General features: G+C 46.6%; 24 protein-coding genes and 1 pseudogene. 19 read left to right on the plus strand and 6 right to left on the minus strand.

Annotated elements, in window-relative coordinates; all coding sequences use genetic code 11:
- The first annotated feature begins 9 nt into the window (after window positions 1–9).
- The 13 genes and pseudogenes from hisB to KCG54_RS02680 all read left to right on the plus strand — a co-directional run bounded on the left by hisB (window position 10) and on the right by KCG54_RS02680 (window position 9396).
- Window positions 10–966, plus strand: a complete 957-nt coding sequence (gene hisB, locus KCG54_RS02620; RefSeq protein ID WP_070606862.1) for an imidazoleglycerol-phosphate dehydratase HisB — start codon at window positions 10–12, stop codon at window positions 964–966.
- 169 nt (window positions 967–1135) lie between these two features.
- The gene (gene hisH / locus KCG54_RS02625; RefSeq protein WP_254324566.1) at window positions 1136–1780 is read left to right on the plus strand and encodes an imidazole glycerol phosphate synthase subunit HisH; all 645 of its coding nucleotides are present in this window, start codon (window positions 1136–1138) and stop codon (window positions 1778–1780) included.
- Between the two features lie 73 nt (window positions 1781–1853).
- Window positions 1854–2591, plus strand: coding sequence for a 1-(5-phosphoribosyl)-5-[(5-phosphoribosylamino)methylideneamino]imidazole-4-carboxamide isomerase (gene hisA / locus KCG54_RS02630; protein WP_254324567.1), 738 nt, complete (start codon window positions 1854–1856; stop codon window positions 2589–2591).
- A 177-nt stretch (window positions 2592–2768) separates the two neighbouring features.
- Window positions 2769–3086, plus strand: a complete 318-nt coding sequence (locus tag KCG54_RS02635; protein WP_036493171.1) for a hypothetical protein — start codon at window positions 2769–2771, stop codon at window positions 3084–3086.
- 40 nt (window positions 3087–3126) lie between these two features.
- Window positions 3127–3894: an imidazole glycerol phosphate synthase subunit HisF gene (hisF, locus tag KCG54_RS02640; RefSeq protein WP_254324568.1), complete on the plus strand. Its 768-nt coding sequence runs from the start codon at window positions 3127–3129 to the stop codon at window positions 3892–3894.
- A 44-nt stretch (window positions 3895–3938) separates the two neighbouring features.
- Entirely contained in the window at window positions 3939–4346 is a 408-nt protein-coding gene (gene hisI / locus KCG54_RS02645) for a phosphoribosyl-AMP cyclohydrolase (protein ID WP_432761016.1), read from the plus strand.
- 31 nt (window positions 4347–4377) lie between these two features.
- Window positions 4378–4701 carry a phosphoribosyl-ATP diphosphatase gene (locus KCG54_RS02650; protein WP_003679440.1) on the plus strand — a complete coding sequence of 108 codons (324 nt, stop codon included), beginning with the start codon at window positions 4378–4380 and terminating at the stop codon, window positions 4699–4701.
- Between the two features lie 117 nt (window positions 4702–4818).
- Window positions 4819–5142: a histidine triad nucleotide-binding protein gene (locus KCG54_RS02655; RefSeq protein WP_254324981.1), complete on the plus strand. Its 324-nt coding sequence runs from the start codon at window positions 4819–4821 to the stop codon at window positions 5140–5142.
- Window positions 5143–5183: 41 nt separating this feature from the next.
- Window positions 5184–5386, plus strand: a pseudogene (gene tatA / locus KCG54_RS02660) (Sec-independent protein translocase subunit TatA).
- A 3-nt stretch (window positions 5387–5389) separates the two neighbouring features.
- Window positions 5390–6052, plus strand: coding sequence for a Sec-independent protein translocase protein TatB (tatB, locus tag KCG54_RS02665; RefSeq protein ID WP_254324569.1), 663 nt, complete (start codon window positions 5390–5392; stop codon window positions 6050–6052).
- Between the two features lie 15 nt (window positions 6053–6067).
- Complete coding sequence (gene tatC, locus KCG54_RS02670) at window positions 6068–6844, plus strand: twin-arginine translocase subunit TatC (protein WP_039862097.1); 777 nt, start codon at window positions 6068–6070, stop codon at window positions 6842–6844.
- A 557-nt stretch (window positions 6845–7401) separates the two neighbouring features.
- On the plus strand, window positions 7402–8787 hold the full coding sequence (locus tag KCG54_RS02675; RefSeq protein ID WP_049331176.1) for a GntP family permease: 1386 nt from the start codon (window positions 7402–7404) through the stop codon (window positions 8785–8787).
- A 90-nt stretch (window positions 8788–8877) separates the two neighbouring features.
- On the plus strand, window positions 8878–9396 hold the full coding sequence (locus tag KCG54_RS02680; protein WP_107724138.1) for a gluconokinase, GntK/IdnK-type: 519 nt from the start codon (window positions 8878–8880) through the stop codon (window positions 9394–9396).
- A 59-nt stretch (window positions 9397–9455) separates the two neighbouring features.
- On the opposite strand, the gene dtd is transcribed toward KCG54_RS02680, so the two are convergent.
- The 6 genes from dtd to KCG54_RS02710 form a co-directional block, all read right to left on the minus strand.
- Window positions 9456–9917 carry a D-aminoacyl-tRNA deacylase gene (dtd, locus tag KCG54_RS02685; protein ID WP_254324570.1) on the minus strand — a complete coding sequence of 154 codons (462 nt, stop codon included), beginning with the start codon at window positions 9915–9917 and terminating at the stop codon, window positions 9456–9458.
- 98 nt (window positions 9918–10015) lie between these two features.
- Entirely contained in the window at window positions 10016–10780 is a 765-nt protein-coding gene (locus KCG54_RS02690; RefSeq protein WP_254324571.1) for a peptidyl-prolyl cis-trans isomerase, read from the minus strand.
- Window positions 10781–10824: 44 nt separating this feature from the next.
- A complete protein-coding gene (locus KCG54_RS02695; RefSeq protein ID WP_101755918.1) occupies window positions 10825–11697 on the minus strand; it encodes a peptidylprolyl isomerase in 873 nt (290 codons plus the stop codon).
- 70 nt (window positions 11698–11767) lie between these two features.
- A complete protein-coding gene (locus tag KCG54_RS02700) occupies window positions 11768–12040 on the minus strand; it encodes a BolA family protein (protein ID WP_254324572.1) in 273 nt (90 codons plus the stop codon).
- On the minus strand, window positions 12037–12327 hold the full coding sequence (locus KCG54_RS02705) for a YciI family protein (protein ID WP_004519663.1): 291 nt from the start codon (window positions 12325–12327) through the stop codon (window positions 12037–12039). Before KCG54_RS02705 ends, KCG54_RS02700 begins: the two co-directional genes overlap by 4 nt.
- Window positions 12327–12860, minus strand: coding sequence for a septation protein A (locus KCG54_RS02710; protein ID WP_107724141.1), 534 nt, complete (start codon window positions 12858–12860; stop codon window positions 12327–12329). Before KCG54_RS02710 ends, KCG54_RS02705 begins: the two co-directional genes overlap by 1 nt.
- Window positions 12861–13213: 353 nt before the next feature.
- Here KCG54_RS02710 and KCG54_RS02715 point away from each other — a divergent pair, with 353 nt between their 5' ends.
- From KCG54_RS02715 to KCG54_RS02740, 6 genes are all read left to right on the plus strand, one after another.
- Window positions 13214–15187: a FimV/HubP family polar landmark protein gene (locus KCG54_RS02715; protein ID WP_254324982.1), complete on the plus strand. Its 1974-nt coding sequence runs from the start codon at window positions 13214–13216 to the stop codon at window positions 15185–15187.
- A gap of 227 nt (window positions 15188–15414) precedes the next feature.
- Entirely contained in the window at window positions 15415–16260 is an 846-nt protein-coding gene (gene truA / locus KCG54_RS02720; RefSeq protein ID WP_254324573.1) for a tRNA pseudouridine(38-40) synthase TruA, read from the plus strand.
- Window positions 16261–16573: 313 nt separating this feature from the next.
- Window positions 16574–17635 carry a trimeric porin PorB gene (gene porB, locus KCG54_RS02725; RefSeq protein ID WP_254324574.1) on the plus strand — a complete coding sequence of 354 codons (1062 nt, stop codon included), beginning with the start codon at window positions 16574–16576 and terminating at the stop codon, window positions 17633–17635.
- Window positions 17636–18123: 488 nt separating this feature from the next.
- Window positions 18124–20400, plus strand: a complete 2277-nt coding sequence (locus KCG54_RS02730; protein WP_254324575.1) for a NosR/NirI family protein — start codon at window positions 18124–18126, stop codon at window positions 20398–20400.
- A gap of 108 nt (window positions 20401–20508) precedes the next feature.
- Window positions 20509–22476: a TAT-dependent nitrous-oxide reductase gene (nosZ, locus tag KCG54_RS02735; RefSeq protein ID WP_036493194.1), complete on the plus strand. Its 1968-nt coding sequence runs from the start codon at window positions 20509–20511 to the stop codon at window positions 22474–22476.
- A 198-nt stretch (window positions 22477–22674) separates the two neighbouring features.
- Window positions 22675–24054 carry a nitrous oxide reductase family maturation protein NosD gene (locus KCG54_RS02740; RefSeq protein WP_432761017.1) on the plus strand — a complete coding sequence of 460 codons (1380 nt, stop codon included), beginning with the start codon at window positions 22675–22677 and terminating at the stop codon, window positions 24052–24054.
- Window positions 24055–24077: the final 23 nt, after the last annotated feature.

Genomic DNA, 24077 nt, shown 5'->3' on the forward strand with positions numbered 1-24077 from the left:
ACTACCATTATGAACAAAGCTCAACTGCATTTGACCAATTTTCTGTTACTGGTTGAAGAAGCCGGCTCATTGACCAAGCTTGCACGCGCATGCGGTTATGAAAACTCCGCCTCTTTGTCTCAGCTCAAACGCCGTTTGGAACAACAAGCAGGCGATGAGTCTGCACGCGGCATTCGTCCGAGCTTGGCTGCGAAGTTGGAATCCGGCATGCACAAACGCAAAGGCTGGCTGAACCGTGATCACAGCAAAGACCAAGAAAAAGCAGCAGCGGTTGAAGCCGCGCGTTTGGAAAAACAAACTGTCGAAGCAGTCGAAGCTGGTGTTCCAACCGAAGGCCGTTTTGTTACCGTTACCCGCAATACCTGCGAAACCCAAATCACCGTCAGCCTCAATCTTGACGGTACCGGCAAATATCGTCTGGATACCGGCGTTCCTTTCCTTGAACACATGCTTGCCCAAGTGGCGCGTCATGGTTTGATTGACTTGGATATTACCTGCAAAGGCGATTTGCACATTGACGACCATCACACGGTTGAAGACATCGGTATCGTATTGGGTCAGGCACTGAAACAAGCGCTTGGCAATAAAGCCGGCATTACCCGTTACGGTCATGCCTATGTTCCGTTGGATGAAGCGTTGAGCCGTGTGGTTATCGACCTTTCCGGCCGCCCTGGTTTGGTGTACAACATCGACTTTACCCGCGCCCTGATCGGCCGTTTTGATGTCGATTTGTTTGAAGAATTTTTCCATGGTCTTGTGAACCACAGCATGATGACCTTGCACATCGATAACTTGAGCGGCCGTAATGCGCACCATCAAGCCGAGACTGTTTTCAAAGCCTTCGGTCGCGCCCTGCGCATGGCAGTTGAATACGATCCGCGCATGATTGGTCAAACGCCTTCTACCAAAGGCACGCTGAGTGAAGAATCTGTTCAAGAAGAAGCAGAAGCCGCGTCTGAAGAATAAGGCATCGTGTGAATGAATAAAGGCCGTCTGAAACCGATCGGGATTTCAGACGGCCTTTTATTATTTGTCTTGTATATCGACAATATTTTGTTTTAAACCATCTTTTGCTACAATCATTCTTATTATTATATTAATCATTAAATGTTTTCAGACGGCCTGAGGAGAAGCAATGAAAGTAGCGATTGTCGATTATGGAATGGGAAACCTGCACTCAGTATTGAAATCTGTTCAGGCGGCGCAGGTTTTGTCCAATCAAAATGCCGAAATTTATCTGACTTCGCGGCCTGAAGAGGTGATGGCGGCGGATAAGGTTATCTTTCCGGGGCAGGGTGCCATGCCGGATTGTATGTCGGCGCTAAAGGCAAGCGGTTTGGGTGAGGCAGTTTCAGACGGCCTGAAAAACAAGCCGTTTTTTGGAATTTGCGTAGGTGCGCAATTATTGTTTGAACACAGCGAAGAAGGCGATACAGATGGTTTGGGTTGGTTTGAAGGTCAAGTAAAACGGTTTTTGCCCAATCAAACCGATGCACAGGGAGGCCGTCTGAAAGTGCCGCATATGGGTTGGAATACAGTGCGCCAAACCCGTCCGCACCCTTTATTTCAAGACATTGGGCAGAACGAGTATTTTTATTTTGTTCACAGTTATTATTTTGCACTGAAAAATGAAGAGATTATTTTAGGCATCAGCGAATATCCGAATGAATTTGCCTGCATTGTCGGTAAGGACAATGTGTTTGCCACACAGTTTCACACGGAAAAAAGCCATCAGGCAGGATTGCTGCTGCTGCGTAATTTTTTAAATTGGCAGATTTGAGGCTTTTAACATAAATCTGCTAAAAATCGCTAATTTGTGTAAAATATACTGAAATTGAATAGAGGAGAAGAAAATGCTGTTGATACCTGCCATTGATTTGAAAGAAGGACGCTGTGTTCGCTTAAAACAAGGCTTGATGGAGCAGGCGACGGTGTTTTCCGATTCGCCGGCAGAGATGGCTTTGCATTGGCGCAATCAAGGCGCACGCCGTTTGCATTTGGTTGATTTGAACGGCGCATTCGCAGGCGTTCCTCAAAATTTTCCGGCGATTAAAGAAATTTTGGCCGCCGTAGCCAAAGATATTCCGGTACAGCTTGGTGGCGGTATCCGTGATTTGGGCACCATCGAAAAGTATTTGGATTTGGGTCTGACCGATGTGATTATCGGTACGGCCGCGGTAAAAAATCCTGAATTTGTGCGCGAAGCATGTAAGGCATTTCCGGGTCAGATTATCGTCGGTTTGGATGCCAAAGACGGTATGGTGGCGATAGATGGTTGGGCAACGGTAACGGAACACCATGTCGTTGATTTGGCCAAGCGTTTTGAAGACGATGGTGTCAGCAGCATTATTTATACCGATATCGGTCGCGACGGCATGATGAGCGGGGTGAATATCGAAGCTACCGTCAAATTGGCTCAATCAGTGAATATCCCGATTACCGCTTCCGGCGGCTTGACGAATTTGGACGATATCCACGCATTGTGTGCCGTTGAAAAAGAGGGTGTGAGCGGTGCGATTACCGGCCGCGCAATTTATGAGGGAAGTATTGATTTCGCACAGGCACAAAAACTGGCCGATTCTTTGGCTTGACCTAAGTGCGTTTAATTATGCAGATTAGGGCTTTGCAAGGGGTAACAGCGCAGGAGTTGGCGTATAGCTGGAAATGCCTTCAAAAGCGGCATTTTGCAAAGTCCTTAAACTTAAAATCTGTCTGAAATAATTATAAAAAACAACTCACTCAATATCTTATTTTATTAAGGGATTGGTATGCTTGAAGCGTTTGTTTTGGGTTTTTGGATTATCTGGTCATCTGACCGCGAAGTGTATCCGCTAAGCGAAAGTTTGTGGTTTACACTGATTGCAGTGATATTGCGGCAGCTGACGGCGTTTGATTTGCCGATTATCGATACCTATTGGATGATTTTCAACGGGATAATATGGGCATTTGCCGGTTTGATTTTCGCCATTGTCGGCCGTATCGACAGCAATTTTATTATTTCCTGCGTGTTGGCGATGATGGCCGGTATCGGTTATTTTCAATTGTTGCAACATTTGCCGGATTGGTTGGGCAAATTTTTGGCCTGACGGTTTCAGACGGCCTGATAACGGATAAGAGGTATTGGGTATGGCATTGGCAAAACGAATTATTCCTTGTCTGGATGTAAAAGACGGCCGCGTGGTAAAAGGCGTCAACTTTTTGGGTTTGCGAGATGCAGGCAATCCGGTTGACGTTGCCAAACGCTACAATGATGAAGGTGCGGATGAGTTGACCTTTTTGGACATCACCGCTTCCAGCGACAATCGCGATACTATTTTGCACGTTATCGAGGCGGTCGCTTCGCAAGTTTTTATTCCATTGACAGTCGGCGGCGGTGTGCGTACGGTTGCCGATATCCGCCGCCTGCTCAATGCCGGTGCCGATAAGGCCAGCATCAATACGGCTGCCGTAACCAATCCTGATTTGGTCAACGAAGCGGCCGGTTTTTTTGGTTCGCAAGCGATTGTCGTTGCTGTCGATGCCAAAGCGGTCAACCCTGAAAACACCCGTTGGGCAATTTTTACCCACGGCGGACGTAATCCGACCGGTTTGGATGCGGTGGAATGGGCTGTCGAAATGCAGCGGCGCGGCGCGGGCGAGATTTTGCTGACCAGCATGGACCGGGACGGCACCAAGCAAGGTTTCAACCTGCCGTTGACACGCGCGGTCAGTGAAGCGGTCGATATTCCGGTCATTGCTTCCGGCGGCGTCGGTTCGGTTCAACACTTGGTGGACGGTATTAAAGAAGGGAAGGCCGATGCGGTATTGGCCGCCAGTATTTTCCACTTTGGCGAAGCGAGTATCTGCGAAGCAAAACTGGCCATGCGCGAAGCAGGAATCGAAGTGCGTTTGTGATTGCTACCCAAAGGCCGTCTGAAAAATATGGGAGAAAGACGCGAATGTCGAATATAAACGAAACGCTGCTGAATGCCGTAAAATTTGATGAAAAAGGTTTGGTTTGCGCCATTGCCCAAGATTGGCAGACACGCCGTGTGCTGATGGTTGCCTGGATGAACGCCGAAGCCCTGCAAAAAACCGTAGAAACCGGTTTTGCCCACTATTACAGCCGTTCCCGCCAAAAACAATGGATGAAGGGCGAAGAGTCCGGGCATACGCAAAAAGTACACGAATTGCGCCTGGATTGCGATGGCGACGCTGTGGTTATGTTGATTGAACAAAACGGCGGCATTGCCTGTCATACCGGGCGCGAAAGCTGCTTTTACAAAGTTTGGCAAGAGGGCGCATGGCAGACAGTGGATGCTGTGTTGAAAGACGAAGAAGCGATTTACGGACATAAATATCCTTAAGGCCGTCTGAAAGAAATAAGAGAAACCGACCATGACCGATACCATCCTTACCCAAATCCAAAACGTCATCGATTCGCGTAAAGGCGGCGATCCCGATGCTTCTTACGTTGCCCAACTGTTGCACAAAGGCGAAGACAAGATTTTGAAAAAAGTCATCGAGGAAGCAGGTGAAACCTTGATGGCCTCTAAAGATGGCGGCGGCGAACATTTGGTTTACGAAGTGGCAGATTTGTGGTTTCACACCATGGTTTTATTGGCGCATCACGGATTGCGTGCCGAAGATGTGGTCAACGAGCTTGCGCGCCGTCAAGGTTTGTCGGGATTGGTGGAAAAAGCTTCTCGCAAAGAATCTTGAATTTATATTACAATCCCGTATTTGACCTGTTTCAGAATCCGTCTCTTGGGGAAAAACGATTTCACTTTGTTTAGCGAAACCCGTTGCACCCGTTTTCAGACGGCCATTGGAGCCATTATGGATAATTGTATTTTCTGCAAAATCGCCGCCAAAGATATTCCGGCACAAACCGTTTACGAAGACGATGAGATGCTTTGTTTCAAAGACATCCGCCCTGCCGCGCCGGTACATCTGCTGCTGATTCCGAAAGTACACTTCGATTCACTGGCACACGCCACTGCCGAACATCAAACCCTGTTGGGTAAAATGATGTTGAAAGTCCCTCAAATCGCTCAAGAGGCAGGTTTGACCGACGGTTTCAAAACCCTGGTCAACACAGGTAAAGGCGGCGGACAGGAAGTCTTCCACCTGCATATCCATATCATGGGTACGCCCGCATAATTATTATCTCTTTTTAAATTAAACAAATTCAAGGATTTATCATGGGTAGCTTCTCTCTTTGGCACTGGATTATCGTACTGATTATTGTCGTTTTGGTATTCGGTACCAAAAAATTGCGCAACGTCGGCAAAGACCTCGGCGGCGCAGTGCATGACTTCAAACAAGGCCTGAACGAAGGTACAGACGGCAAAGATGCCAAAAAGACGAAGTCATCGAACACAAAAAAGACGAAGACAAAGCATAATCCATGTTTGATTTCGGTTTGGGCGAATTGCTGCTGGTCGGTGTTGTCGCCCTGATAGTGCTTGGCCCCGAACGTCTGCCGCAAGCCGCGCGCACGGCCGGGCGTTTGGTCGGTAAATTGCAAGGCTTCGTCAACAACGTCAAGCAGGAGCTCAACACTCAGGCTGAGTTGGACGAATTGCGCAAAGTCAAGCAGGAATTTGAAGCTGCTGCTTCGGAGTTTCGCGACGGTATCAAAGACTTGGGCAACGATGCACAAAAAAATCTGAGCGATATTTCAGACGGCCTTAAGCCGTGGGAACGCCTGCCCGAACAGAAAACGCCTGCCGATTTTGGTGTGGACGAGTTGGGTAATCCTTTGTCGGATTTGGCTTCAAACGGTACAGAGAACGAAAGTGCAATCCAAGCTTCTGAGCAGGGTGGGGCAGTACAAACCCAAGAGCTTGTCGAGGCTGAAAATGCCGAGTCCGAGCAAGACCGCGCTTGGCGTGAGTATTTGACGGCTTCAGTTTCACCTGCTCCTGCGGTTGAAGTCAGCTATATCGAATCCCCTGTTGCCGATGTTCCTCCGCTGCATACGACTTCTTTGCGTAAGCAGGCGATGAGCCGCAAACGCGATATGCGCCCGAAATTCCACGCTAAGCCCAAACTGCGCGTCCGTAAGTAAAAAGTGAGTCAACCGGTGTCCGAACCTCAACACGAACAACCCGTCCAACCGCTTATCGAGCATCTTCTCGAGCTGCGCCGCCGCATGATGTGGATCGTCATCGGTATCGTCGTCTGCTTCTTGGGCATGATGCCGTTTGCCCAGCAGCTCTATACTTTTGTTGCAGAACCATTGATGGCCAATCTGCCTAAAGATACCAGCATGATTGCGACCGATGTGATCGCGCCGTTTTTTGTGCCGGTCAAGGTTACCCTGATGGCGGCGTTTCTGCTGTCCTTGCCGCACACGCTGTATCAAGTCTGGGCGTTTGTCGCCCCGGCTTTATACCAAAACGAAAAGCGTTTGATTACGCCGCTGGTGTTGTCCAGCGTAACGCTTTTCTTCGTCGGTATGGCGTTTGCCTATTTTTTGGTATTTCCCGTTATTTTCAAATTCTTGGCTGGTGTAACCCCTGTCGGCGTCAATATGGCGACCGATATCGACAAATACCTGTCCTTTATTTTGGGCATGTTTGTCGCATTTGGTACGACGTTTGAAGTGCCCGTTGTTGTGGTGTTGCTTGCAAAAATGGGCATTGTTTCGACCGCTCAGCTTAAGAACGCCCGTCCGTATGTTATCGTGGGTGCGTTTATCGTGGCCGCAATCATCACGCCGCCTGACGTAATTTCCCAAACCCTGCTTGCCGTTCCGCTGATTCTGCTCTACGAAGCTGGTATTTGGTTCAGCCGTTTTGCCAAAGCGAAAACGCAGCAGGAAGATGAGGATACACCGCAACCACCGGCAGAAGTTTAAGAATCAAGGCCGTCTGAAGAATTTTTCAGACGGCCTTTGTATCATGGCACTTTCAGTTTTTAAGAAAAAGCATGATGAATGTTCGGGGAATCGTAAAACATTACTGTCCAGATTCTTTTGATTCGGCTAAAATTTTTGACCGAGGATTTTGCCGAAATCGAAGCAGTAATGCGTAACAGTCCCTCATGCCTCAATGGGCTGGATTTTAATACCAAACTGCCGGAATTACGTTTGGGAAATGGGGTGATTTTTACCAAGGCATAAGCCGAAAATACTTGATTTTAGGTAATTGAAAAAATATTCGTTTCTATTTTATCGAGAAGAATGATGTCAGGCCGTCTGAAAATTAACTACGTTTCAGACGGCCTTTTTGTCACCCTTGTTTTTCGTTGTAATCCTTATTTATCAAGCATCTTACAAAAAGGGTTTTGAAAAAGAGAAGTTTATATTTTGACTAAATCCAGCCGTATGAATCCATAGTGAAATGTGTTATCTTATCTACGTGTGTTAAGAAACATTAATAAGTTTGTATTTTTCTTACAGAGAAAGGCTTCAAAATGGATGGATGGACTCAAACGCTGAGTGCCGGTACTTTGCTCGGTATTGCCGCAGCAGCGATTTTGCTGATCTTGATTTTGATTGTAAAACTGCGCGTTCATGCCTTGCTGACGTTGGTATTGGTCAGCCTGCTGACTGCCATCGTAACAGGTCTGCCTATGGGCAGCATTGTTAATGATGTATTGGTCAAAAACTTCGGCGGTACGCTCGGCAGCGTGGCGTTGTTGGTCGGTTTGGGCGCAATGCTCGGCCGTTTGGTGGAAACTTCCGGCGGTGCCCAGTCTTTGGCGGATGCGCTGATTCGGATTTTCGGTGAGAATCGTGCGCCATTTGCTTTAGGCGTAGCTTCTTTGATTTTCGGTTTTCCGATTTTCTTTGATGCCGGTTTGGTGGTGATGTTGCCGATTGTGTTTGCAACGGCACGCCGCATGAAGCAAACTGTTTTGCCCTATGCGTTGGCATCTATTGGCGCATTTTCCGTCATGCACGTTTTCCTGCCGCCTCATCCCGGCCCGATTGCCGCTTCTGAATTTTATGGCGCAAATATTGGTCAACTGCTGATTTTGGGTTTGCCTGTTACCTTGATTACTTGGTATTTCAGCGGCTATTTATTGGGTAAGATTTTGGGCCGCAGCATCCATGTGCCCGTTCCTGATCTGCTCAGCGGCGGTACGCAAGATAACGACCAACCGAAAGCGCCTGCAAAGGCATCTACCGTCGTCGGTATTATGCTGATTCCTATGCTGTTGATTTTCTTGAATACCGGTTTATCTACTTTGATCAGCGAGAAAATGGTCAGTGCGGATGAGGGCTGGGTGCAGTTTGCCCGAATGCTCGGTTCGACCCCAATTGCTTTGCTGATTTCTGTTTTGGTAGCCCTGTATGTATTGGGTAGCAAACGTGGCGAAAAAGCCAGTGCATTGGAGAAAACCATCGATGGCGCATTGGGCCCGGTTTGTTCGGTCATTTTGATTACCGGTGCAGGCGGTATGTTCGGCGGCGTGTTGCGTGCCTCCGGTATCGGTAAGGCTTTGGCAGACAGTATGGCAGACTTAGGTATTCCTGTTTTACTGGGTTGTTTCTTGGTGGCTTTGGCTTTGCGTATTGCGCAAGGTTCTGCGACCGTTGCATTGACTACCGCTGCCGCGTTAATGGCACCGGCCGTTGCGGCGGCAGGTTTCAGCGATTGGCAGATTACTTGCGTAGTCTTGGCTACGGCGGCAGGTTCCGTTGGTTGCAGCCACTTTAACGACTCCGGCTTCTGGCTTGTCGGCCGTCTGTTGAATATGGATGTGCCGACGACCTTGAAGACATGGACAGTCAACCAAACACTTATCGCACTCATCGGTTTTGCTTTATCGTCAGTGTTGTTTGTTTTGGTTTAATCGGAAGAATGGGTGGATAGTGTTTTTGAGATAACACAATCCGCCCGTTTTTAAATACCGTTAAAATCTAGATAAACAAGGAGTAGAAAAATGACGACACATTTTGTCATGATGGGCGTGTGCGGTTGCGGTAAAACTACTGCCGCGCTGTCTTTGCAAAAACATCTCAACCAATGTCCGTATGCCGAAGGCGATGATTTCCATACACAAGCCAATCGCGACAAGATGGGTGCCGGTATTCCGTTGACGGATGAAGACCGCTATCCATGGCTGGGCAATTTGCGTGACTGGATGACGGAGCAGGCAAAAAACGGGGAAAAATATTCTATCGTTACTTGTTCCGCACTCAAGCATCACTATCGCGATATTCTGCGTGGTGCGGAAGGGAAGGTGGCTTTTATTCATCTGACTCCGCCTCAAACAATCAATCTTGAACGTATGCTGTCGCGTCAAGGGCATTATATGAAAGCCGGTATGCTGGATTCGCAGCTAGAGATTTTGGAAGAGCTGGGTACTGATGAGTACGGTGTCAAAATCGACAATCCGGGTTCGCCTGAAGCCGTTGAGGCAGATATTGTGAACTGGGTGAAAGCGCAAGGCTTGATTTAGTAATGATCAGAAATGGAAAGGCCGTCTGAAAGATTTCAGACGGCCTTTTTCGATGGGATTTAGAATGTTTTTTGCGAGTCAAGCAATAAGGTAACCGGCCCGTCATTGCAAAGGGAAACCTGCATATGGGTTTGGAATCTGCCGGTTTCGACAGTCAATCCATGTTCGCGTAGAAGTTGTGCGGTGTATTGATAAAGCTTATCGGCTTGTTCTGCGGGCGCGGCATTGGAGAAAGATGGGCGGCGGCCGCTGCGCGCATCGGCGTAAAGGGTAAACTGGGAAACCAGCAATATCGAGCCGCCGACATCTTTGAGCGATAAATTTAATTTGCCGTTTTCATCTTCAAAGATACGCAGGTTGGCGGTTTTGTCTGCAATGTATTTGGCGTCTGTTTCTGTATCGGTATGGGTAACGCCGAGCAATATCATAAATCCGTTGTCGATTTTGCCGCAGGTTTCGCAGGAGTTTTCGGACAAAACGTCAACTTTGGCTTGGGTAACTTTTTGGATAACGGCGCGCATGATGTTTTTGAATAAAAGAAGTTTGTAAAAAAGGGCGTAAAAGACACGCCCTTTGGGTTGGAGTATGGTCTCAGACGGCCTGAAACCATTGAATTAATTTACGGAGTAATGCCGTTTTCTTTCAAGATACGTTCGATCTGATTCTCGACTTTTTCTCGTTTGACAGCTTGGGCAATCTGATTGCGCACCAGTTCGAAAGGTTCGGCATTAGGATTACGCTCTACTGCACTGAGTTTAAACAGATAAAAACGGTTTTCCATCTGAATAGGCTCATGCGTTACGTCGCCTCGGGTCATGTCGGAAAAAGCAACGGCCAGTTGGGGAGGAAGCTGTTGCGGAGAAATGAAGCCGTCAAATTCTTGTTCTGGGTTAGGATAGCGCTTCATCAGCTCTTCGAATGACAAGCCTTTGAGCAACAGTTCTTGCGCGGCGCGTACTTCGTCGGCTGAAGCAAAGCTGACTTGTTGCAGCTTGATAATGCGTGTTTGCTGGTCGTAGAAACGGCGCAACTCGGCATCGTCAACTGCGGTTTGACGTTCTAGATAAGCAGCGTATTGGTTGGCATAGAATTCAGCTTCGACGTTTTTAAACTGATTCTGCACTTCCGCATCTTTGTCCAAACCAGCTTTGATGGCTTCATTTTTCAAGATTTCCAAAGTCTGCAAACGTGTAACCACATCTTTGCGGATTGCCTGACCATCGGGTTTGGCAGTCTGGTTGGGATGTTGATCGGCCTGTCTCAATACTTCGGCAACCATGCTGTCGATACGGGCGGGATCGATTTCAGGTGCTTTGGCGGTTGCCAAACCGACGGTTGATAGGGCGAGGATAGCCAAAACGGCAGTTTTGGGCTTGATGTTCATGTGAGTTCCTTATTGCCCGCCGCCATCACGGCGGGCACGTTATATTATTTGTTGACTTTGATGCTGGCTTTTTTCAGCAATGATTGAATCGCCGCATCAACACGGGCTGCCTGTAAGTCGCTGCCAATCTCGTTTTTAGCGGTTTCGTAAGAAGGCACGGTAACGTTACGACGGTCATTGACATAGAAAACGGCATACAAATTACCGTTTTGCAGCGGCGTTTTAGTGTGCGCACCTTTTTTCAGGTCTTTGACAGCAGCGTAAAGCGGAGGAGCTGATTCTTGCAAATCTTTAAGCGGAACATAAGCTTTAGGGATGCCGCCGGCTTTTTTGGCCGCTTCGTCAATTGAGTATTGGTTCAATACCGAAACAAAGCTTTTTTTCGCGTCCAAATCGGCAATGGCTTTTTGGGCATTGCTGCTGCTGTCGGTTAAGATTTCGCCCAGTTGGACTTCCTGAGTACCTTTATAGAAGTTGCTGAAGTCGTTGTAAGCGGCTTTGACATCTTTTTCTTGGACAGGATATTGACGGACGATATGCGCCGCGAAAGCTTGGCCTAACAAATCATTTTCGAAAACTGCCCATTCGGTTTTGAATGTGGCTTTTTTATCTGCACCTTGCTTGGCGGCATCGGCACGCGCTTGCTCCAATGCAGTTTTGAATTCAGCGCTTTGATCCAGTTTTAATTTTTTAGCTTCTTGGGTAACAACAGTGCTGATAACTTGGCGTTCAGTCAGCATTTGACGCAATTCAGGAGTGTCTTGAACGTTCGGGTTGCTGGCGCGTACGGAAGCAACTTGGTCATCGATAACGCTGCTGTCGATGGCTTGACCGTTGACGGTCACCAAAGTTTGGGCAAACAGGGTGCCGGTAGTCAGGGCAAGCATCAAGGCTGAAGCAAAGTAGGTTTTTTTCATCGTATTTCTCTTTTAAATAATGATTGGAAATAAATTAATGATTAGAAATCAAAGTTTAAGAGTAGTAATCTTAATGGAAGTATTCGTCCGGCGTGGCCGCTTTGATACTGAGTGCATGAATCAGGCCGTCTGAAAACAAGTCCTGCAAAAACTGTTTAATCATACGTTGCCGCTGGAGACGGCCAATGTTTTCAAATGCGTTGCTGACCACCAATATCGCATAATGCCCGCCGCCTTTATTACCGGCATGGCCGGCATGCAGATGGCTTTCATCTTCAAAATCGAAGAACTCAGGCTCAAGCGTCCGCAGGCGTTCCTCGATAATTTGACGCATATTGCTCATTTGAACACGGCTTTAAAGGGTTTAATCAATACTTCTGCGTATACGCCGGCATCGACGTAAGGGTCTTGTTCAGCCCATTCTTGTGCAGCGTCCAAAGATTCAAATTGAGCCACGATCAGGCTGCCGGAAACGCGTTCCGGATTGTCTGGTAGAGGATTGGGGCCGGCAGTCAGCAGACGGCCTTGCGCTTTCAATTCTTCCAAGCGTGCCAAATGAGCAGGGCGGGCTGCCATGCGTGCTTCGTGGACATCTTCGGCATCAGTGGCCAAAAGCATAAAATATTCCATTATTGATCCTCCTTAGGCTGGAAACGCATCAGATACATACCCTGTGCGATGGAAAAAATGATTGTGAAACCCAATGTGCCGAACAGTTTGTAATTGACCCATTGGTCTGGAAAATACGTAAAGACAAAGAGGTTGGCCGCACCCATAAAAATTAGGAAGCCAATCCATGCATAAGTCAGGCGTGTCCATACAAAATCAGGGAGCTGCATTTCTTTGCCCATGACGGCTTTAAGCCCGTTTTTACCGGCAAGATGGCTGAACAGCATGACGATCGCGCCAATCCAAAACAGAACGGTCGGTTTCCACATGATAAAGCGGTTGTCTTTCAGCAGAATCGTTGCACCGCCAAAAAAAACAATCAAAATCAGGCTGACCCATTGCATGGTGTCCAATTTGCGGTGTTTCCAAAAGGTCAGCGCAGCTTGGGCAATGCCGACGATAACCGCAACAGTCGTTGCGGCAATCATGTCTTTGGTGATGATGTATGTGATGAAAAATAAGAATACGGCGAATAAGTCGCTCAAAACCTTCATATATTAATGATGAAACTAATTGAGTAAATGCTAATCATACAGGGAGATGTGTTTTTTTGCACCTTTCCCTATGAATTTAATACCACATATATTTATATGAAATATTTGTTTTGGGTTGGTGAAATTTGTAAAAAAGAAACACAAGCATGCAAAAGTAATAGATTTGCTAAGGAATTTTAGGCTGAATAGCCTCTATTGCTTGGCAGGAATGGGTTAAAAATATATCATGACGTAATATCTAGTAAATATATGGTTAAATGCGCGCACATTGGTTAGTACCATAATTTCCGAACAGGGGATCAGTTTTGAAAAAACATCACAATATTAAATTAATTACAGCTTCTATCGCTTTAATGACATCGCTCAGTGCCTCTGCAGGTTTGGGCGGCTTGAATGTTCAATCTCATTTGGGTGAGCCTTTTACAGGCAGTATCACTGTAACTGGAGAGGAAGCTCAGGCTCTGCTTAATGGCGGTAAGGCCACTATTTCAAATGGCAATTTGCGCGCAGCGGTACGCAAATCAGGCGATAAGGCGGTCGTTACCATCCGCTCTTCTAAAGCCATCAAAGATCCTGTTTTGGTTTTCCAAGTAGGTGTCGGTGCGCAATCGCGTGAGTACACCGCTATTATCGATCCGGCTGGATATGATTCTAAAGATGCTGCATCTGTTCGTACCCGTCCGGCTACTGAATCTCAATCCTCCGAACCGACACGCAATGCCCAACAGCCTGCAACTAAAAACAATAAAGCAGCAGGTAATCAGATAGCTCAAGCGCGTAAGGATGTGCAGCGTAAGGCTGAGAAAAAACAAGTTCAGACGGCCTCTGCTAAAAACGACACAGCCTCACGTTCAGGCAGACAGCATTTGGTGCGTACGGGTGAAACCCTGATTGCCATCGCGTCCAGCATCCGTCCGCAGGGTATGACCTTGGATCAAACCATCCAGGCTTTGGTAAATGCCAATCCGGATGTATTTATCGATAACAATGCCAACCGTATGTTGGCAGGTAAAGTACTGAATATTCCAAACCGTAGCGAATTGCAACGCTTGGCTGCTTCTGCTCCTGTTAAAACCAATACAGCGACAGAGAAAGGCAATGAAACCGTCAATGCAACAGAAGCTAAAACTGAAAAACCTGTTGTTCAGCCTGAGGCTCAAACTGAAGCCCAGGTTAAAGATGATGGCGTAAATACACAGCAACAGGAAGAAGTGAAACAAGCTTCAGCTGAACAAGCAGAACAAGCAGCATCTGCAGCGGTTAATGAAAATGCAGCATCGACTGTTCCTGCGTCTGATGTTCAAGAAGCTATGGCTTCTGATGCTCAAGAGAATGTAGTGGCTTCCGAGCCTGTTGCAACCACTGATTCTGTCGCGGAGCAAACAGAAAGCGAATCAGACGGCAATTTATGGAAATGGTTATTGGCAGGCGGTGCAGCCCTTATTGCTGTTTGGTTGTTGTTGAAAGCTGCCGGTAAACGTAAAGACGAGCCGGAAGCAGCACCTGTAAGCCGTAAGGATGAAGAGAAGGCTGTACAGAAAAATGTTGCTACTTCAGCTGCCGCGGTTGCTGCAACTAAAGTAACGCCGTCTGAAAAAACTCAAGACGGTCTGTTTATCGAAGATGATGTGGTTATTAATCAAGTAGAAGAATCTTCCAATATCGATGATGTCAAACTTGATTTGGGTAAGATTGACAATAGTCAGGCAGGTATTCTTTCAGGTGCAGTAACGCATGATGCAGAGACAGAGCAACGTCGCTATGCTGATTGGGACAATATCGAATCAACAGAAAGCGTGTACGAGCCTGAACCAGAAAATCCGTATCAGCCGGTATCTGTTGTTATGCCGGAACGTAAAGAAGAGCAGGCAAATACATTTGCTGAGTTTGATTTGGCGACAGAGAAAAAAGTCTCTGAGTCAAGAAATGAAGAGCCACTCGAGTTTACGGTAGAAACCCCTGAAGCTTCAGACAGCCATGTGCTGCCATTCGATGTCAAGCAAGATCAAGACTTGCAAATTCAGGAAACCAAAGAAGAAGTAGAGAAAGAAGAAGCTGCTTCTGAGTTTGTGATTGAAGAAGGTGCATTGGAGTGGGGAGCTGAAGATGTTTCAGTGGCCGCTGATAAAAGCAATAGTGAAAGAGGCTTTGTTTCAGAATCAGTCGGCATGACTGCACCGTTTGAAGCCAAATATGATTTGGCTAAGATGTACATCGAAATCGGTGATCCTGAAGCAGCTCGAGAAACATTGCAAGGGCTGATTGAAGAGGCTGAAGGCGATATTCTGCATAAAGCCCAAAAACTGATGAAAGAACTTGGCGCATAAGTGCCAGTCAAATGAAGATGCCGTTTCAGACGGCATCTTTTTTATGGTAAATTAAAAAGCAAGATTTTGGCTGAGTCTATTGTCAGTTGGGTAAGATTTCAGCTTTATATGATGGTTGAAGATGAAGGCCGTCTGAAATACATAATGGAGGCGTGTGTTGATCACGCCTTTTTAATATTTGTTACTTGAGTGTAGGCAACAATATCAATTTACAAGAAGTATAAGAAATGACTGAACAAGTAAATACAACAGGGCATCTCGTGCAGCGTTGGGCTTTGACCCTTTCTTATGACGGTAGCCGTTTTTATGGTTGGCAAAAACAGGCGGGAGATTTGCCGACTGTTCAGACGGCCTTAGAGCGGGCGTTGTCTTCAATAGCAGGGGAGCAAATTAATACTGTTGTTGCGGGAAGGACGGATACGGGTGTGCATGCAACTGCCCAGGTGGTGCATTTTGATACATCAGTAAGTCGTCCGGAGCAAGCATGGGTGCGAGGTGTCAATGCACATTTGCCTGATGGTGTTGCTGTATTGGTTGCGCAAAAAGTTGCACCTCATTTCCATGCTCGATTTGATGCTTATGGCCGCCATTATCGTTATTTATTGGAATCCTCACCGGTTCGTTCTCCATTATTGGTTGGCAGGGTAGGGTGGACGCATTTGAAATTAGATTTAAATCTGATGAAGCAGGCTGCTGCCTTATTGGAGGGTGAACATGACTTTTCCAGTTTTCGAGCGGCTGAATGTCAGGCGAAGTCTCCTATAAAGACACTATATAGTACAAAGATTAGTGGAACTTCTCGCTATCTGTGCCTTGATTTGCATGGAAATGCATTCTTACATCATATGGTGCGCAATATTATGGGGGCATTGGTGTATGTGGGTAGTGGCAGAATCAGTGTGGATGAGTTTGAGTCGGTCTTTCATGCAAAAAGTAGATTGAAGGCTCCGCCAACGTTTATGTCAGATGGCCTGTATCTAACAGGTGTTGACTATCCTGATGAGTTTGGAGTGACGCAGCTATCTTTGCCCGAGTGGATGAGCGTTCTGGGTAATGGTTTTCAGACGGCCTAACTGCGGATTGTTGGTATAAAAGCAACAAAATAGCGTGATTAATGTGTAAATTGATAAAGTGTTGTAAAAATGCAAATATGGTTTTAGAAGGAATTTATCATTGATTTTAAATAATAAATTTCCATTATTTGGGTTGTGCCTACCTTTATTTGGTTTCCGAGGTGGTGGGGGAGGATTGAATAAAGTTTGTTTTTTTAGAGAGGAACAATTATAGTGACAGTCATGGAATCGCTGATTCCAGCGATAAAGTAAGCCTAAGCGGATTGTTCGGTCTGCTTAAGTTATTTCTTCACAATAGAAAAGGAATACAGCAATGAAAAAATCTCTGATTGCTCTGACTTTGGCAGCTCTGCCTGTTGCAGCTATGGCTGATGTGACTCTGTACGGTCAAATCAAAGCTGGCGTAGAAATTTCTAAAGTAAAAGAGGGTAAGACTTCTTCTAAAACTGCTACTGAGATTGCTGACTACGGCTCTCGCATCGGTTTCAAAGGCCACGAACACTTGGGTAGCAACCTGAATGCTATTTGGCAAGTTGAACAAAACACTTCTATCGCCGGTGGTGACTCTGGTTTTGCTAACCGTGAATCTTTCATCGGTTTGGAAGGTGGTTTCGGTAAAGTTCGTGCCGGTAACCTGAACACTGCTCTGAAAGACAGCAGCGATAGCTTCGACCCTTGGGAATCTAGTGATGCTAACGCAGACGCTCTGCAATTGGGTAAAATCAAACGTGTAGATTCTCGTAAAGTATCTGTACGTTACGATACTCCTGTATTGGGTGGTTTCAGCGCAAGCGTACAATACCAACCTCGTGACAATGCTAACCCTGGCGACAAATACACTCACACTGTGAAAAGCCGTGAGTCTTACGACTTGGGTCTGAACTACGAAAACTCTGGCTTCTTCGGTCGCTACGCTGGTTCTTATGCTAAACGTGCTGACTTGACTTCTGGTTACCTGGATGCGTTCAACAGCAACACTACTTTGACTGCTGGTACTTATAAAGATCACCAAGCTCACCGTCTGACTGCTGGTTACGATGCTAACAACCTGATGGTTGCTGTTGTAGGTCAATACGAAGGCTTCAAAGCTGACGTAGCTGGTGCTAAGAAAAACGAACGTACTGAAGTTGGTGCAACTGCTGCTTACCGCTTCGGTAATGTAACTCCTCGTGTTTCTTACGCTCACGGCTTTAAAGCTAAAGAAGAAGGCGTGAAACAAGAGAACAGCGCTTACAACCAAGTTATCGTTGGTGCTGACTACGACTTCTCTAAACGCACTTCTGCCCTGTTGTCTGCCGGCTGGTTGAAAGAAGGCAAAGGCGATACTAAATACGAGAAAACTGCTGGTACTGTTGGCCTGCGTCACAAATTCTAATCTGACTTAAGATTAGCCTGAAAAAGAGCCTGTTTTATACAGGCTCTTTTTGTTTTTGTAAGAAATATATTTTGTCATTGCAAGGGCAGGTTAAAGTATTTTCGATATTCGTTTTCAGACGGCCTATGGAAATTTAAGTCAGGTTATATTCTATTTAATATATGCTAAATAAAATTTTAGAAATTATTTTTAGTATTATTATAAATAAGTTAATAATATATAGCTGGTTATTGGATTAAGTTGATTTTCCTATGTTTCATGCCTGCTAATAAAAGGTTCATCTAATGTAGTTCTAAAGTATTATTAGTATGTAGAATTTGGTTTTAAGATTTGTAAATTTGATTTTAATCAAATTATTGCTGATAGATGATTCATATAATATAAGTGTTTAGAGTATCGATATATCGGGAATAGCCATGTCCTGTCTTGAAATGAAGTGCTTAAGTGGCATTTGGAAACGAATCCTTGTGCTGTTTGCTGTATTTTCTATGATGATAGTAAGCCTGCCTGCTTACGCGGAGCGCTTGCCTGATTTCTTGGCAAAAATTCAGCCTTCTGAAATTTTTCCTGGTGCTGATCGCTACGGCAAACCGGAAGGTAAGCCTTTGGTTGCTCGTGTATATAAAGGCGAAGAGCAACTTGGCTTGGTTTATATCACGACTGATGTGGTCAATACGCGCGGTTATTCGAGTAAGCCGATTGATACGATGGTTGCATTGGCCAATGATGGCACTATTGCGGGAGCAAAATTGGTTGAACATCATGAACCAATTATGCTGATTGGTATTCCGCAATCCCGTGTCGATAAATTCATTGACAAATATATTGGCTTAAATTTTATTAAAAATCCCCCACAGCCTGGCGTGGCTCCTGCTGATATCATCAGTGGTGCGACTGTAACGTTAATGGTGATTAACGACAGTATTCAGCGTTCTGTCAAGTCGGTCATTCATCAATATCATTTGGGTACTGATAAAGCGACTCAAGCCGGTGCTGCTGCCGCTTCTGGTGAGCAAGCTGAGAATGCGCCTGCGGTTCAAACCCGTCCACGTCGTGCTGTGAATCCTGATAAACAAGATATTCAGTCTTGGAATGCACTGTTAGAACAAAAAGCTGTTGGTCATCTGCATATTTCTGTTGACGATATCAACAAATTGTTTGAAAAAGGCGGTAAAGCCGGTGTTGCAGATCATGCAGAGCAGGGGGATGGTAACGATACATTCGTTGATTTATATGTTGCTTTGGTCAGCCAACCTTCTATCGGTAAAAGTCTTTTAGGTGAAGCCGGTTGGAATAATCTGCAAAAACGTTTGCAACCAGGTCAACAGGCTATTATGGTTGCCGGGGAAGGTCGATACTCTTGGAAAGGCTCAGGCTATGTGCGTGGCGGTATCTTCGACCGTATCGAAATGATTCAGGGCGATACCAGCTTCCGTTTTACCGATGCACAACATGAGCGCGTGGTTGCTTTGGCAGCGGAAGGTTCGCCTGCATTCAAAGAGGTTTCTTGGTTTACCATTCCTGAAGGTGTGGAATTTGATGCTGCCGAGCCATGGCGTTTACAACTGATGATTCAACGTGTGTTGAGCGTTAACGATAAAGCTTTCGTGAATGCAGATTTGGATTATGAATTGCCAAAAGGCTACTATGTCGATGATCCAAAAGCTCCACCTGTTGAAATCAGCGCGCCGGTTGAGCAAGTTGCGGCTGCAGCTTCAGCTCCTGAAAGTACGGGTATTGCTGAAGATGCGACTGCCAGTGATGATGGTGTTTCCAACCAACTTTGGAAACAGGTTTGGAAAGCCAAACAAGGTCAAATCGTGGTTGTCGGTATTGCTTTGACAATTCTTCTGTTGGTATTCCTATTCCAAGATTGGATTGTCCGTTACGAAAAATGGTATGACCGATTCCGTCTCTGTTTCCTGACCTTTACGCTGTTTTATATCGGCTGGTATGCTCAGGCACAATTATCGGTAGTGAATACTTTGACGTTGTTCTCAGCTGTTTTGACTGAGTTCCACTGGGAATTCTTCCTGATGGATCCGCTGGTATTCATTCTGTGGCTCTTTACAGCGGCGACCATGCTGTTGTGGAACCGCGGTACATTCTGTGGATGGCTGTGTCCTTTCGGTGCATTGCAGGAGTTAACCAACCGTATCGCTAAAAAATTGGGTCTGAAACAAATTACAGTGCCACACTTGTTGCATACCCGTCTGAGTGCGATTAAATATGTAATTTTCTTCGCTTTGCTGGCAATTTCCCTGTACGATTTGGGTACGGCTGAAAAATTTGCTGAAATTGAGCCTTTCAAAACTGCAATTATTTTGAAATTCATGCGCGAATGGTGGTTTGTATTATTTGCTGCAGCTTTGTTGATTGCCGGTTTGTTTATCGAACGTTTCTTCTGTCGTTATCTGTGTCCTTTGGGTGCAGGTATTGCATTGCCGGGCCGCTTCCGTGTGTTTGATTGGCTGCGCCGTTATAAAATGTGCGGTAACCCATGCCAGATTTGTACACACGAATGCCCAGTACAGGCAATCGCACCTGAAGGCGACATTCATCCGAACGAATGTATCCAATGTCTGCATTGTCAGGTAATGTATCATCACGATACGCGTTGTCCTCAAGTAGTGGCAACGAATAAGAAAAAACAAAAACAAGCGGCGGCAAAAGCTGAACAGCATGATGCGGCAGCGACGCAAAATGCCCAAGAACAAGTCGTCCAGTTTGTTAAAAAAGAATCGGCAATCAGTGTCGACAAGTAGTAATTTTAAATAAATAAAGAGGGCTGTATCGGCAGCCTGACTTAGAAAGTTTTTCATCGGCAGGCCGTCTGAAAAATCGGCCGCCGGATTTTATCCAAGGAGTGTCGTATGTCAGACGAAAAATTAGAACAAAACGGCTTAAGCCGTCGTTCATTCTTAGGTACTGCCGCTGCTTCCGGTGCAGGTATTGCCGGTGCCGGTTTGTTGGGCTTGGCCGGTTGCTCTAACGGCGAGGGTGATAAAGCTGCTGCTTCCGGTGCTGCACCTGCCGAAAAAGCCGCTGCTCATTCTGCCGAACCGGGCAAACAAACTTCCGAAGTCGGTCCGGGCGAACTTGACCAATACTACGGTTTCTTGTCAGGCGGTCAATCAGGCGAAATGCGCTTGATCGGTGTACCTTCTATGCGTGAGTTGATGCGTATCCCTGTATTTAATATGGACAGCGCTACCGGTTGGGGTCGTACCAACGAGAGCCTGCGTATTTTGAATGAAAAAATTACGCCAGAAACCCGTAAATTCCTGCAAGACAGCGGTCTGCGCTGCTACCCTAACGGCGACTTGCACCACCCGCACTTGTCTTTTACCGATCAAACTTACGACGGCCGCTATGCATATGCCAACGATAAAGCAAACAACCGCGTTTGCCGTATCCGCTTGGATGTGATGAAAACCGATAAAATCGTTGAAATTCCAAACGTTTCAGGTGTTCACGGTCTGCGTCCTCAACGCTATCCGAAAACTGGCTACGTATTTGCCAACGGCGAGCATATCGTTCCTGTTGACGGCGTAGGCAAATGGGATGATCCTAAAACTTGGAATGCCGTTTATACTGCAGTTGACGGCGAAACCATGGACATCGCATGGCAAGTATTGGTAGACGGTAACTTGGATAATGGCGATGCCGACTACCAAGGTAAATACTCTTTCTCTACCTGCTATAACTCTGAACGCGCTTTGACTGTACAAGGTGCATCTTCTAACGAACAAGACTGGTGTGTGGTATTTAACCTGGCTGCCATCGAAGAAGGCATCAAAAAAGGCGACTTCAAAGAAGTTAATGGCGTGAAAATGTTGGACGGTCGTGCGGAAGCCAACTCTCCATACACTCGTTACATCCCAGTTCCTAACTCTCCTCACGGCTGTAATGCAAGCCCTGACGGCAAATACATCATGCTCAACGGTAAACTGTCTCCAACCGTTACCGTATTGGATGTCAGCAAACTGGATGACTTGTTTGCAGGTAAAATCAAAGAGCGCGATGTTGTCGTAGCCGAGCCTCAACTGGGTCTTGGCCCATTACACACTGCATTTGACGGTCGCGGCAATGCCTATACTACATTGTTTATCGACAGCCAAATGGTGAAATGGAACATCGACGATGCGATTAAAGCCTATAAAGGCGAGAAAATCGATCCGATCAAACAAAAACTCGACGTTCACTATCAACCGGGCCACAACCACACTACCATGGGCGAAACCAAAGAAGCCGACGGTAAATGGTTGGTATCTTTGAACAAGTTCTCTAAAGACCGCTTCTTGAATGCCGGTCCTTTGAAACCTGAGTGTGACCAATTGATCGACATCTCCGGCGACGAAATGCGTCTGGTGCATGACAATCCGACTTTTGCTGAACCACACGACTTGTGCTTGGTTGCTGCGTCTAAAGTGAACCCAAGCAAAACTTGGGACCGCAAAGACCCATGGTTCTGGCAAGAAGCTTTGGAACAAGCTCAAAAAGACGGTGTTGAGCTGGAAAAAGCTGCCAAAGTCGTACGTGAAGGCAACAAAGTACGCGTGTACATGACTGCCGTTGCGCCTGCTTACAGCGTTCCTCAATTTGAAGTGAACCAAGGCGACGAAGTTACCGTATATGTAACCAACGTTGAGACCATTGAAGACTTGACTCACGGCTTTACTTTGGAAGGTTATGGCATTGCTATGGAGATTGGCCCGCAAGCTACATCTTCTGTAACCTTCAAGGCTGTCCGTCCAGGCGTACACTGGTACTACTGCCAATGGTTCTGCCACGCATTGCACATGGAAATGTCTGGCCAAATGATTGTTAAACCAAAATAATTTCGGTTTGATGATTTAATTCTTCAGGCCGTCTGAAAAAACATTCTTTCAGACGGCCTTTATAGCAAAGTTGTTTGTCGGCCGATATGGCCACAAAATGAAAGCCATCATCAGACAGCTTTGCTATAACACCAAAATACCTGTTTCCGCATCGGTTTATCATGCGGCAAGCAGGCCGTCTGAAACAGAGATATGATTATGACGCACACACAAATCCATCGTTCCAAATGGCAACGTGCCGCACTCGTATTGCTGCTTGGCAGCATGGTTCAGACGGCCTTTGCCGCAGTCATCAACGTATCCGCACAAGACAATCTCAATGATGCTTTGGCGCGCGCCCAAGCCGGCGATACGCTCAAGCTTGCCTCCGGTACATACAAAACCAAACTCTATATCGACAAACCCATTACCATCGAAGGCCCTGCCGACCGTTCCGCCAAGATTGTCGGCGACCGGAGCGGGAGGACGGTTGCCGTTCATGCGCCTGATGTAACTTTGCGCAATCTGACTGTTTCCCATTCCGGCATGAGTTTGCCAGCAATGGATGCCGGTATCTATTTAGAAGAGACGGCAACGCGCGCGCTGGTGGAGCATAACAACATCATCGACAATTCTGTCGGCGTGTATATTCATGGTGCAGCAGAATCCATGGTGTGGGAAAATAAAATCATCGGCGATGCAACCCTGCGCGTCAACGAACGCGGCAACGGCGTAACCGTCTGGAATGCGCCCGGTGCGCAAGTGGTCGATAACGATATTTCCAAAGGCCGTGACGGTATTTTTTCAAATACCAGTACTCATAATACCTACAAGGGCAACCGTTTTAGCGACTTACGCTTTGCCGTCCATTATATGTACACCAATGACAGCGAAGTCAGCAACAATATCTCCGTCGGCAACAACATGGGTTATGTGCTGATGTTTTCCGAACGCCTGAAAGTGTATGGCAACATTGCCGTTGGCAGCCGCGACCAAGGCATTATGCTCAACTACGTCAATTATTCCGAAATTCACGATAATGTGATCAACAAGGCAGGCAAATGCGTGTTTGCCTACAATGCCAACTACAATAAAATTTTCGACAACCATTTTGAAAACTGTCAAATTGGTATTCACTTTACCGCGGCCATTGAAGGCACAAGCCTGTTCAATAATTCGTTTATCAACAACGAAAGCCAAGTCAAATACGTCAGCACCCGTTTCCTTGATTGGGGCGAGGGTGGTCGCGGCAACTATTGGAGCGATAACAGCGCCTTTGACCTTGACGGCGACGGCTTCGGCGACAGTGCCTACCGTCCCAACGGGATTATCGACCAAATCATCTGGCGCGCACCCGTCGCCCGGTTATTGATGAACAGCCCTGCCATCAGCATTGTCAAATGGGCGCAATCGCAATTTCCCGCCATCCTGCCTGGCGGCGTAATTGACAGCAAGCCTTTGATGAACCCTGTCCGTAATAAAACGACAACCAAATACGAAGCTATGAAGGACGAATTGCTGCATGAAGCAAAAACGCACCAATCCGAATGGGGTAATGCCGAAAACGGTGCGCTGACAGGTGGAAATGCCAATATGTAACCTTTCAGACGGCCCAATATCAA

The organism is Neisseria subflava (genome assembly GCF_024205705.1).
Taxonomy (GTDB): domain Bacteria; phylum Pseudomonadota; class Gammaproteobacteria; order Burkholderiales; family Neisseriaceae; genus Neisseria; species Neisseria subflava_D.